The 10,675-nt window shown below is 67.2% G+C and carries 10 protein-coding genes; 3 read left to right on the forward strand and 7 right to left on the reverse strand.

The annotated features are described in order from the left end of the window. The 3 genes from L810_RS42530 to L810_RS42540 all read right to left on the reverse strand — a co-directional run. Nucleotides 1–969, reverse strand: a 969-nt coding sequence (locus L810_RS42530) for a cation diffusion facilitator family transporter (RefSeq protein WP_042978373.1), incomplete at its 3' end; no start/stop codon positions are given. A 243-nt stretch (nt 970–1,212) separates the two neighbouring features. Next, nucleotides 1,213–1,506 (reverse strand): H-NS histone family protein, encoded by a 294-nt coding sequence (locus L810_RS42535; RefSeq protein ID WP_006491875.1) that lies wholly within the window; start codon nt 1,504–1,506, stop codon nt 1,213–1,215. A 365-nt stretch (nt 1,507–1,871) separates the two neighbouring features. Continuing rightward, nucleotides 1,872–2,531, reverse strand: coding sequence for a HugZ family pyridoxamine 5'-phosphate oxidase (locus tag L810_RS42540; RefSeq protein WP_021164269.1), 660 nt, complete (start codon nt 2,529–2,531; stop codon nt 1,872–1,874). A 240-nt stretch (nt 2,532–2,771) separates the two neighbouring features. Between L810_RS42540 and L810_RS42545 the strand changes: the two genes are divergently transcribed. Beyond that, complete coding sequence (locus L810_RS42545) at nt 2,772–3,989, forward strand: MFS transporter (protein WP_042978375.1); 1,218 nt, start codon at nt 2,772–2,774, stop codon at nt 3,987–3,989. A 94-nt stretch (nt 3,990–4,083) separates the two neighbouring features. Here the strand turns inward: L810_RS42545 and L810_RS42550 are convergent, their stop codons facing one another. Next, a complete protein-coding gene (locus L810_RS42550; protein ID WP_027788629.1) occupies nt 4,084–5,226 on the reverse strand; it encodes a branched-chain amino acid ABC transporter substrate-binding protein in 1,143 nt (380 codons plus the stop codon). Between the two features lie 415 nt (nt 5,227–5,641). Then, the gene (locus tag L810_RS42555; RefSeq protein ID WP_021164272.1) at nt 5,642–6,721 is read right to left on the reverse strand and encodes an NAD(P)H-dependent flavin oxidoreductase; all 1,080 of its coding nucleotides are present in this window, start codon (nt 6,719–6,721) and stop codon (nt 5,642–5,644) included. A gap of 280 nt (nt 6,722–7,001) precedes the next feature. Here L810_RS42555 and L810_RS42560 point away from each other — a divergent pair, with 280 nt between their 5' ends. Both L810_RS42560 and L810_RS42565 read left to right on the forward strand, forming a co-directional pair. Further along, the gene (locus L810_RS42560; RefSeq protein WP_021164273.1) at nt 7,002–7,694 is read left to right on the forward strand and encodes a dienelactone hydrolase family protein; all 693 of its coding nucleotides are present in this window, start codon (nt 7,002–7,004) and stop codon (nt 7,692–7,694) included. Nucleotides 7,695–7,775: 81 nt separating this feature from the next. After that, nucleotides 7,776–9,251, forward strand: coding sequence for an amidase (locus L810_RS42565; RefSeq protein ID WP_042978374.1), 1,476 nt, complete (start codon nt 7,776–7,778; stop codon nt 9,249–9,251). 89 nt (nt 9,252–9,340) lie between these two features. On the opposite strand, the gene metF is transcribed toward L810_RS42565, so the two are convergent. Both metF and L810_RS42575 read right to left on the reverse strand, forming a co-directional pair. Then, nucleotides 9,341–10,171: a methylenetetrahydrofolate reductase [NAD(P)H] gene (metF, locus tag L810_RS42570; RefSeq protein WP_021164275.1), complete on the reverse strand. Its 831-nt coding sequence runs from the start codon at nt 10,169–10,171 to the stop codon at nt 9,341–9,343. A gap of 25 nt (nt 10,172–10,196) precedes the next feature. Continuing rightward, nucleotides 10,197–10,550 (reverse strand): phage holin family protein, encoded by a 354-nt coding sequence (locus L810_RS42575; protein WP_006477367.1) that lies wholly within the window; start codon nt 10,548–10,550, stop codon nt 10,197–10,199. Nucleotides 10,551–10,675: the final 125 nt, after the last annotated feature.

Consider the following 10,675-nt stretch of genomic DNA (forward strand, 5'->3'; position numbering starts at 1 on the left):
CTGCGCGAGCGCGGCCTCGAGCCGCGCCGCGATCTCGCCGCGCGGCGGAAGCGCGAGCGCCGGACGGCGCGCCGCGTCGTTCTCGGGGTCGACGTGGATCAGCGCATCGAGCACGCGCGGGTCGCGCAGCACGCGTGCACGTGCGGTTTCCGCGATGTAATGCCCTTCGGAGACGGAGATCATCGGATCGACGAGGATGTGCGCGTCGACGAGCGCCGCATCGCCCATCTTGCGCGTGCGCAGGTCGTGCACGTCGCGCACGCCCGGCGTCGCGGCGAGCAGCGCGCGGATCTCGGCCGTGTCGGTCGTATCGAGCGCGCGGTCGGAGAGATCCTGCAACGCGTCATAGCCGAACGTCCAGCCCATGCGCGCGACCATGAAGCCGACGATCGCCGCCGCGATCGGATCGAGCAGCCGCACGCCGGCCAGGCTGCCGACGATGCCGATCGCGACGACGAGCGACGAGGCGGCATCCGAACGCGCATGCCACGCGTTCGCGACGAGCATCGCCGAGCGCACGCGCCGCGCTTCGCGCAGCATGTAGCGAAACAGCGCCTCTTTCGACACGAGCACCGTCAGCGCGACGACCAGCGCGGAAAAATGTACCGCCGGAATATTTTCGAGATTAACGAGACGGTCGCCGGCCCGCCACAGCATGCCGACGCCGACTGCAATCAGGATTGCGCCGAGAAACAGCGACGCGACGGTCTCGTAGCGGCTGTGCCCGTAATTGTGGTCGGCGTCCGGCGATGCGCCGCTATGCCGATTCGCAACCAGCACGACGAAATCCGAGATCAAATCGGAAATCGAATGCACCCCGTCGGCAATCAATGCTTGCGAATGCGCAATCGTGCCGACGACGATCTGAAATGTCGCAAGCACGACATTCAGCACAATACTGACGAACGTGCTCTTGCGTGCAACCGCGTGCTTATCTGCGCTCTGCGCGTCGCCGGAAAACGTGGACATGAAATATGAGATATCGGTGTGCGGTACGCAATTCTATCAAGGGTGCCCCGCGAATCCCGCCAATACCCACAAATTTCTTATTCAAATCAATCGCTTATGCGAACAGGTCGTATTTCCATTCGCACCCTCTATCATTACATTTTCATGACAGTGCCATGCGCGCGGCGGCCGCTGAAAACAAAAAAGCCGCGCTCCTGAACGGACACGCGGCTCTTTTGAAGCGCAGGCGACTTAAACAAACGTTTAAATCGCAAACTGTTCGCGGTTCTTGCCCGCGATCCAGCGCGGCGGCTTGCCGCGGCCCGACCACGTCGCGCCCGTTTCCGGATCGCGGTATTTCGCGGCGACGCCAGCGCGCGGACGGCCAACCTTGCCTGCCTTCGCGCGGCTGAGACCGAGTTCGGCGAGCGAAAAGCCGTAGTCGGCAATTTTCTGCTTCACGTCATTCAGCACTTCAGCGTATTCACGCGACTTCGCTTCTTCGATTTGCTTCTCCAGCTTCTCCCGCTGGGCCAGCAGGTCCTTGTAAGAAGACATAGTTTCCCTTTCTATCTGACTAATGGCGCCGGTCTGCAGCCAGCTCACCATTCATGAAATATATGTGCCTCGGATTTTCGAAGGCAGAGATTAGCACAAAAAAGATTTGATAGAAGCGAGATTCATGAAAATCCCGAGATCAATTGAAATTCACTCGTGTCATTTTGACCGGTCGCGGCCTTTTCTCAAATTTTTACGTTCCTACACAGAGATTAGGACATTAGCGATTGGCTATTAGGCCTATCAACATACGCAATTACCCTGCATTCGGAAAAATAGAAGCTTTCATCGGACGACAGTTTTACGAAAATCGGACGGCGCAACACGCTAAACGGACAAACCGCGGACAAGCCCGCACCGCGACGTCACGTCACATCCCGCGCGCATGCAATCAGCCGCTCGTGCAACGCGCCCGCGTCGGCCAATGGCGTATCGAACGGCGTGCGCACGCGGCGGCCGTCGTGTCGCCAGTCGGCGCCGTGACGATCGACGCCGAGCAATTCGAGCCCGTCGCGGCGCGCCGCGCCGCCGTCGTACGCGTCCCATAACGCCTGTTCCTCGTCGAAGGCGAGCGGCGGCAGCGCATCGAGATGCGTGCCGTCGACCCAGCCCATGCGCCCGAAACCGCCGATATAGCGCAGCCGCTCGACGTCGAGCGCCCAGAACGTGAAATCGCCGAGCGCCAGATAACGCGCGGCGTCCGGCTCGTAGCGCAGGTAGCGCGCGGTGACGTGCGGATCGTCGCCGAGCGGCACGAACCGGCCGAGCAGCGTCGCGCGCTCGGCGTTCAGCACGTCGCCGCCGGACGCGTCAACCACGAGGAAGCCCGCGCGCGGATCGGCGGCCAGGTTGCGCGTGTGCTCCGCGAGGCCGCTCACGAGGATCACCGGACGATGGCTTGCATCGGGTGCAAACGGAACGACCGTCGGATACGGGAAGCCCTGCGGATCGCGCGCATGGGTGGCAAGCGTGCCGAGCGCGCAGCGGTGCAGCAGATGCAGGGCGAGAGCGGGATCGATGTTCAAGAGGACTCCTGCGGTCGAAGGGCGGCGCGCCGGGCACGCCATGCGCTTCGATGTTACCCGCGGGCGCGGCACGCCGCGCATCGGTCGAACGGCCAATGCGGCGAATCCCGGAGGGCACCGCGACCGCCCGGACATCGGCCAAGCGGCCATCGCCCGGCAGGATCGTAAGCGGTTCGATAGAATCGGACGGGTCCGACGGGCGCCGCGTGCGTCCGCGCATTTCCTTTGACGAGCCTTTCCGTGTCCGAATCCTCCTCCCCCGAATCGTCGTCCCCGTTCGCCGCGCCGCCCGACGCGCATCGCGTGCTGCCGCTGCCGGCCCGCCAGCGCGCGCGCACGGCGTCGATGGCGCTGTTCTTCGTCGCCGGCATGATGTACGCGTCCTGGGGCGTGCACGTGCCGACCGTGCGCGACAAGTTCGCGCTGAGCCCCGGCCTGCTGTCGATCGCGCTGTTCGCGGTCGCCGGCGGCTCGATCGCCGCGATGCTGACCATCGCGCGCTGGATCACCCGCGTCGGCTCACGCACCGCGTGCCTCGCCGGCGGGCTCGTGATGTCCGCGTGCGCGGCGCTGATCCTCGTCGTGCCCGACTACTGGATGCTGCTCGCGGTGCTCGCGCTGTTCGGTTTCTCGATGGCCACGCTCGACGTCGCAATGAACGCCGAGGCCAGCGCCGTCGAGATCGCGCTCGGCAAGCCGATCATGTCGTCGCTGCACGGAATGTTCAGCATCGGCGGGATGGCGGGCGCGGCCGCCGGCGGCGCGCTGCTGTCGGCCGGCATGACGCCGGTCGTGCATCTCGCGCTCGCGGCAGCCGTGAGCGCCGCGGTGCTCGTGGCCGCCAGCCCGGCCGTGTTGCCGCACGTGCCGCACCACGAACACGCGCATGGCGGCGGCAACCGCTGGCGCTCGCCCGCGTTGTGGATGCTCGGCGGCATCGCGCTGATTGCACTGGTCGCCGAAGGCGCGATGTACGACTGGGCGACGGTCTACATGCGCGACGTCGTCGCGGCGAGCCCCGCGCTCGCGAGCGCCGCATATGCGGCATTCTCGGGCGGGATGGCCATCGCGCGCTTCGCGGGCGACGCCGTGCGTGCGCGCTTCGGCGCGCCGCAACTCGTATTCGCGAGCGCGTCGCTCGCATGCGCGGGGATGATCGGCGCGCTGCTGCTGCCGAACCCGGTCGCGGTGCTGACCGGCTTCACGCTGATGGGCCTCGGCCTCGCGAACATGATGCCCGTGCTGTTCGCGGCCGCCGCGCGCGTGAAAGGCATCCACGCGGCCGAAGGGCTCGCGCACGTGGCGGGGCTCGCGTATTTCGGGCTGTTGTTCGGCCCGGTCGTGATCGGTGCTGTCGCGCAGGCCGCGAACCTGACGATCGGCCTGTCGGTCGTCGCGCTGTGCGCGGCGCTCGTCGCGCTGGTCGCGCCGAAGGTGCTCGCCCATCTGAAGATCTGACGGGACGGCGCTCGCCGGGTCGAACCGCCCAAAAGAAAACGCGCATGCATTGCCGCATGCGCGTTTTCACCCCTTCTGTTGACCGCCTGTTGCGTTACATCTTCACTTCGTCGAGCAGCGACTTCTTGCCGCCCTTGTAGTTGTACAGCGAGATCACGCCGTGCTGCAGGTCGCCCTTCGAGTCGAAGGTCGTCGTGCCGATCACGCCCGAGTAGTTCGTCGCCGGCATCGCGGCGAGGATCTTCGCCGGATCCGTCGAGTTCGCGCGCTTCATCGCGTCGACGATGATGTACACGGCGTCATACGTGAACGGTGCGTAGATCTGGATCGGCTGGCCGAAGCGCTTCTCGTACTTCGCCTTGAACGCCGCGCCGCCCGCCATCTTCTCGAGCGAGGCACCGGCTTCCGAGCACACCACGTTGTCGGTCGCGTCGCCGGCCAGGTCGGCCAGCTTTTCCGTGCACACGCCGTCGCCCGCGAAGATCTTCGCGCGCAGGCCGAGCTGCTTCGCCTGTTTCGCGAACGGGCCGCCGGTGGCATCCATGCCGCCGTACATGATCGCGTCCGGATTCTCGCCCTTGATCTTGGTCAGAATCGCGCGGAAGTCGACCGCCTTGTCGTTCGTCGCGTCATGCGACATCACCTTCAGGCCGAGCGCCTTGGCCTTCTTCTCGAACTCGTTCGCGAGACCCTGGCCGTACGCGGTCGAATCGTCGACCACCGCCACGCTCTTGATGCCCTTCGAGTGCGCGTAGTTCGCGAGTGCCGGGCCCTGCTGCGCATCGGTGGCCACCACGCGGTACGTGGTCTTGAAGCCCTGCTGCGTGTAGGCCGGGTTCGTGGCCGACGGCGAGATCTGCACGATGCCCGCATCGCTGTAGATCTTCGAGGCCGGGATCGACGTGCCCGAGTTCAGGTGGCCGACCACCGCGACGACCTTGTCGTCGACGAGCTTCTGCGCAACCTGCGTGGCCTGGCGCGGGTCGGCCGCGTCATCCTGCGGGTCGAGTTGCAGCGTGATCTTCTGGCCGCCGACCGTGAGACCCTTCGCGTTGATCTCCTCGACTGCGAGACGCGCGCCGTTTTCGTTGTCCTTGCCCAGGTGTGCAATGCCGCCCGTCAACGGCGCGACGTGGCCGATCTTGACGACTTGATCGGCTGACGCGTTGCTTGCAGCTGCAGCGCACAGCATCGCTGCGGCGGTGATCGGCAACAGCTTTTGCATCTTGATATTCATGTAAGTCTCCAGTTCGGTCCCAAAAAACGCCATCGCCCGGTGCCCCGCTGCCATCCCTGTGTTTGCAATCACTGGACGATTCGCCGGATGCATCGTTCATGCACTTGGCCTCAAGCACGTGAAAACCGCCGCTTTTAGCAGCCGCCCGTCCGTACTTGCGCGCAAGTGTAGGTGATCAAATTAATTTGTGGGACTTTTTTGGGGTAGTGGTAACACTACCGATATGCGCACTTTGGAACGACTACTCGAATATCGCTGCAAGCCCCGCCGGATAAGGGTTTCCGCTAATTCACGAGGTCTCTTCGAAAGGTCGCTTCAAAGTATTCCCGGGGCATTTCGATTCGGTATTTTGTGCCCGGGATCATTGAATGAAACGCGCGTGACAGCGCGCGTTTCGTCGTCCGGCATGAACGATTCAGGCAGCCGCCGCACGCCATTCGGCATCGAGCGCGGCGACGAGCTGCGACGTCGTCAGCGCATCGCCGCGCCGCCGCGCGAGCGGCGCGCCCTGCCCGGCCCACAGCGACAGGTAGTCGCCGTCGTTCGCGCGCGCGGCGGCCTGGCGCAGCGGCTGCGTCAGCGCGTTCTGCACCGGGTACGGCGCGACGTCGGCCACGCGTTCGCCGAGCCGCGCCATCAGCGTATTGCGCAGCCCGCGCGCGTGGCGGCCGGTGATCGCGCGCGTGACCTGCGTCGACGTATCGGTGCTCGCGAGCAGGCGCGCCTTCCAGTCCGCCGCGATCGCGCTTTCCATGCAGGTGAGGAACGCGGTACCGAGCTGCGCGCCCTGTGCGCCGAGCGCAAGCGCGGCCGCGATCCCGCGGCCGTCCATGATGCCGCCGGCGGCGAGCACGGGCAGGCCCGTCGCGTCGACCAGTTGCGGCACGAGCGCGAACGTGCCGATCAGCGCGTCGTCGGCGGAACCGATGAACGTGCCGCGATGGCCGCCCGCCTCGGCGCCCTGCGCGGACAACGCGTCGGCCCCGGCCGCCTGCCATGCGAGTCCCTCGGCCACGTGCGTCGCCGTGCCGATCACGTAGGTGCCGGCGGCCTTCAGACGCGCGACGTCGGCCGCGTCGAGCACGCCGAACGTGAAGCTTGCAACGGGCACGCGCAGCGCCACCAGCGCATCGAGTTGCGCACGGAAATCCGGCGCGTAACGCGCGGGCGCGGTGCCCGGCGGCAATCCGAGCGCTGCGTTCAGCGGGTCGATCGCCGCCAGCGCACGCGCGACGGTCGCCGCGTCGGGCGTCGCGTCCGGCAGCACGAACAGGTTGACCGCGAACGGGCGGGCGGTCGCCGCGCGGATGGCCTCGACTTCGGTCGCGAGGCGCTCGGGCGCGAACGCGGCGGCGCCGAGACTGCCGAGCGCGCCGGCGTTCGATGCGGCGGCGACCATCTCGGCCGTGGTCGCGCCGACCATCGGCGCCTGCACGAGCGGCACGCGCAGGCCGAAGCGTTCGGAAAAGGGCGTGGAAAACAGGCGGGCAGACATGGCGAATCCTTCGATGACGATGCGCGAAAGCGCTTTGTAAAGGCTGGCACATCGACTCTATCGAAGCGGCGCCGCACCGAAAAATGAATAATCGAGATCGAAACGATCGCTGCGCGAGAAGCAGGCGCGCGTCCTGCGCCGATACACGATCGGCGGCACATGAGGCCGCCCCTCTCACCCGGGGGCGCTTCCTGCACCGTCACACGATCGGTGGCACACTAGGCCGCCTCTTTCACCCCGGGGCGCGCATCGCGCACCCCGTTCGCCAGGAGTTCAGAACGTGACTGCCCAATGGATCGACATCCCGACCGGTAACGACAGCTTCGGCGGCTATCTCGCGCTGCCCAAGCGCGGCACTGGCCCTGCCGTCATCATCATCCAGGAGATCTTCGGCGTGAACTCGCACATCCGCGCGGTCGCCGACCAGTACGCGTCCGACGGCTTCGTCGCGCTCGCGCCGGACGTGTTCTGGCGCACGCAGCCGCGCGTCGAGCTGACCTATGAAGGCGCGGATCGCGACAAGGGCATCGAGCTGATGAAAAAGACCGACGTGGGCCTCGCGGTCGCGGACATCGGCGCGGCCGCCGATGCGTTGCGCGCGCGCCCCGAAGTGGCCGGCAAGATCGCCGCGATCGGCTACTGCTTCGGCGGCCAGCTCGCGTACCGCGCGGCCGCGACCGGCAAGATCGACGCGGCCGTGGCCTACTACGGCGGCGGCATCCAGAACGCGCTCGACCTCGCCGGCAAGGTCACGCAGCCGATCCTGTTCCACTACGCCGAAAACGACCACGGCATCCCGCTCACGGCCGTCGACCAGGTGAAGACCGCGTTCGCCGGCCACGGCCATGCGTCGTTCCACGTCTATCCGGGCGCCGAGCACGGCTTCAACTGCACGGATCGCGCGTCGTACAACCAGCGCGCATCGGCGCTCGCGCACGGCCGCACGCTGACCTTCCTCGCCGAGCACCTCTAAAAGCGGCCGGCAGCGGGCCCCTTGCAGCGGGCCCGCGTTATGCTGCCGACATCGCCACGCGTCACAACGGGGGTGACTGCGATGCACTCGGACTATCTCGCGCACGACGCGATCGGCCTCGCCGCACTGGTACGCGAACGCAAGGCGAGCCCGCGCGAACTGCTCGACGCCGCGATCGGCCAGGCCGAAGCGGTCAACAGTGCGATCAACGCGATCGTGCTGCAGGACTACGAAGCCGCACGCCAGCGTGCGGTCGCCACGCCGGGCGGCGCCGACGCGCCGTTCGCCGGCGTGCCGTATCTGGTCAAGGATCTCGGCGCGGCGGTGGCCGGGCTGCCGCTGTCGATGGGCAGCCGGCACTACCGGTATTTCGTGCCTGACGACGATTCGCCGGTGATCGCGCGAAGCCGCGCGGCCGGGCTCAACGTGTTCGGCAAGACCAACACGTCGGAAATCGGCCAGATGCCGTACACGGAACCCGACCTGTTCGGCGCGTGCCGCAATCCGTGGAATCTCGACCACACGCCCGGCGGCTCGAGCGGCGGCGCGGCCGCGGCCGTCGCGGCCGGCATCGTGCCGCTCGCGCATGCGTCCGACGGCGGCGGCTCGATCCGCATTCCGGCGTCGTGCTGCGGGCTGTTCGGCCTGAAGCCGACCCGCAACCCGGTCCTCGTCGACCGGCCGTCGAACGGCGAGCTGGTGGTCCAGCATGCGGTCACGCGCAGCGTGCGCGACAGCGCGCTGCTGCTCGACGTGACGACCGGCCAGACCTTGCCGGCCGGCGCGCCCGGCACGTTCCTTGGCGAGCTCGACACGCCGCCCGGCCCGCTGCGGATCGGTCTCGTGCTCGACCCGATGCTCGCGCCGGCGCTCGCCGACGACACCCGCGCGGCGCTCGACGACGCGGCCGCGCTGCTCGAATCGCTCGGCCACCACGTCGAGCCGGCGACGCTGAACGTCAACTACGCACGCACGGCCGAAACCTTCCTCACGCTGTGGGCGACGATCGCCGAGGAGATGGTGCTCGGCGCACGCGCGCTGACCGGCCGCACGCCGAAGCGCGGCGAATTCGAAGCCGCGACGTGGGCGATGGCCGTGGTCGGCCGGCGCCTCGCGCGCACCCGCCTGCCGGACGTGCTCGAATGGCAGCGCCAGCTCACCGTGCAGGTCTCCGGCCTCGTGTCGCGTTACGACGCGATCCTGTGCGCGTCGCTCGCGGGGCCGCCGGTGAAGATCGGCGAATTGCAGCCGACGCCGTTCGAATCGGCGCAGATGAAGGTGCTCGCCGCGCTGCCGGTGAAGCCGCTGCTGAAGGAAATGCTCGCGAGGTCGTCGGAAAAGGCGTTCACGTGGGCCGGCTGCACCGAGCTGTTCAACCTGACCGGCCAGCCGGCGATGTCGGTGCCGCTCTACTGGAACGCGCGCGGGCTGCCGATCGGCGTGCAGTTCGCCGCGCGCCACACCGACGACGCGCTGCTGCTCAGGCTGGCACGGCAGCTCGAACAGGCGCGGCCGTGGTTCGACCGCCGCCCGCCGCTGATGCAGGCGCAGCGCTGACGCACGCGGCCCCGCTCCGCAACCCTCGAAAAAAAGCCCCGCCGGCAGAAACCGGCGGGGCTTTCGCACATGCAGCCGCGTGAGCGCGCCTACACGTCGAGCCGTTCACAGATCGTCCGCGTCGCGGCCGCCGTGTTCAGCGTATAGAAATGCAGCCCGGGCACGCCCGCGTCGACCAGACGCTGGCACAGGCCCGTGACGACGTCCGCGCCGAACGCGCGGATCGACTCGCGATCGTCGCCGAAGCTCTCGAGCCGGCGCGCCACCCAGCGCGGCACTTCGGCACCGCACATCTCGGAGAAGCGCATCAGCTGCGAGAAGTTCGTGATCGGCATGATGCCCGGCACGATCGGCACGTCCACGCCCAGCTTGCGCGCATCGTCGACGAAGCGGAAATACGCGTCGGCGTTGAAGAAGTACTGCGTGATCGCGGAATTCGCGCCGGCTTTCACCTTGCGCGCGAAATTCTCGAGATCGGCCTTCGGCGAACGCGATTGCGGGTGGTACTCCGGGTAGCCGGCGACCTCGATGTGGAACCAGTCGCCATGCTCGGCGCGGATGAAGCTGACGAGCTCGGACGCATAGCGCAGCTCGCCGACCGCGCCCATCCCGGACGGCAGGTCGCCGCGCAGCGCGACGATGTGCCGGATGCCGTACGAGCGGTACTGGTCGAGGATCGCGCGCAGGCTGTCGCGCGACGAGCCGATGCACGACAGGTGCGGCGCGGCCTCGAGGCCGTCCTTCTGCATGTCGAGCACGGTATCGAGCGTGCCCTGCTGCGTCGAGCCGCCAGCGCCGAACGTCACGGAGACGAATTTCGGCTTCAGCGGCATCAGTTGCGCACGCGTGGCGCGCAGCTTCTCGACGCCTTCCGCCGTCTTCGGCGGGAAGAATTCAAACGAGAGTTCGATCGGTTTCATGATTCGGTGGGAACAGGCTCAGGCCTCAGCCGATGTCGCGCTGACCGAAGATCAGGGCGGACAGCAGCCACGACACGATGCTGTACAGGATCGAACCGAAGAACGCGGACCAGAACCCCGACACCTCGAAGCCCTTCAGCAGCGACGACGCGAACCAGAAGCACAACGCGTTCACGACGAGGATGAACACCCCGAGCGTGACGATCGTGACGGGCAGCGTCAGCAGGATCAGCACCGGGCGGATCACCGTGTTGATCAGGCCGAGCACGACCGCGATGATCAGCGCCGTGCCGAAGCTCTTGATGTGGATCGACGGCACGAGGTACGTGATGATCAGCAGCGCGAGCGCGTTGATGACCCAGGTGAGGATGACGCTCATGGAGTGCTCCGGTTCGGTTGTCGATCGGTACGATCAGTGGCCGCCGCCGGCCGCCGCGGGTGCCCGAAGGCGCGCCGCGGCAGCCGGCGATCCCGCGCCGTGCCGCGGTACCGGGTGCGCGTCGG

It is taken from the genome of Burkholderia sp. AU4i, from assembly GCF_000466765.1.
In the GTDB taxonomy this organism is placed as follows: Bacteria; Pseudomonadota; Gammaproteobacteria; order Burkholderiales; family Burkholderiaceae; genus Burkholderia; species Burkholderia cepacia.